Annotated in this window: 1 protein-coding gene and 1 pseudogene; one reads left to right on the top strand and one right to left on the bottom strand. The window is 59.5% G+C overall.

The features are described from left to right. The coding region (locus AX724_RS24955; protein ID WP_443018705.1) for a hypothetical protein at window positions 1-428 on the top strand (428 nt) is incomplete at its 5' end. A gap of 259 nt (window positions 429-687) precedes the next feature. Here the strand turns inward: AX724_RS24955 and AX724_RS22840 are convergent. Beyond that, window positions 688-1014: pseudogene (locus AX724_RS22840) on the bottom strand (strawberry notch-like NTP hydrolase domain-containing protein); the annotation flags it as partial. Window positions 1015-1068: the final 54 nt, after the last annotated feature.

Below are 1068 nucleotides of genomic sequence, written 5' to 3'. Positions count from 1 at the left end.
CATCGACAATCATGCGCGCCGTACTGGTCGATGATCGTGTCATCGATATCGGCCCATTGTCGTCGCGCAATGCGAAGCCAGGCCGCGAAATGCTCGGCCTCGGATCGATAGGACTGGGCCGGTCCTTGCGCGAGTTGCAAGCGATCGATCCCATCGAAATAGTCGGCGAGGTGCCGTGGCAGATCGTCGATCCCGTCGTCGACACCGACGTAGCCTTGATCCTCCAGGAAGCGGACGAAGCGCCTGACTCGCGCTGCAATGTCCGCCTTATAGACTGGCTGCTGCGCCGAATACCGGTGGCAACGGCACCGATGCTTCTCGAACCGCCGAACGGTCCGATCGTCGATCGTGCGGATCGCGATCCCATGCAGTTCCATCCAATGCAGGAAATGACGGGCCGCAGCGCCAAACAGAATCGCACTGCCTGACCTCTCGTCGAGCGACAGAGAGGAGAGGAATGCGGTGAGTAGAGCGTCGTGACTGGGCGGGTCTTCGACCCGGAGCCGGGCCGCTCGAAACGACAATAATGATCTTGATCGCATGTTGGTTCCTTCGACTTGTTCAGGTCGAGGGAACCGTAATTATCTGGAGTGAAATCATGGAAAACCGAAGGAAACCTGCGTCTCTCGCCGCCACGCTCGACATAAACTGCGACTGCAAAGAATACATCTAATGTGGAGCTCCACATTACACATATTCCCGCGGGGACAGATCGATCTCCAGCGCTTCGCGCTCCTCATCAGAGAGGTCGGCAAGCCGGCGATTGAGCATGGCTTCTGCGGTCGAGACCAGTTGGACGACCACGGCGTTCCCCTCGGCAATCGCTGCGTCGATGGCTGGTAACAGGCTGGGCAGCTTCATCGACAGAAGCAGCTGCGCGAAGAAGCGCTGCTTGGTTCCCTCGAAGATCGAGAGCGCTGCGGACTTGGCACCGGAATTGAGCGTCCCGCCGGTTTCGCTATCGACGATCCGGGTGGCCTCCAGCGCGTCGCGGAGGTTGCCGTGAATGATCGCTTATCGCGAGGAAGCGGTAATGCGGAGGAACGCGGCGTAGTCCTGCAAAGCTGC

Source organism: Sphingobium sp. CCH11-B1 (genome assembly GCF_001556865.1).
GTDB lineage: Bacteria > Pseudomonadota > Alphaproteobacteria > Sphingomonadales > Sphingomonadaceae > Sphingobium.
This window is presented reverse-complemented; position numbering and strand designations above follow the sequence as displayed.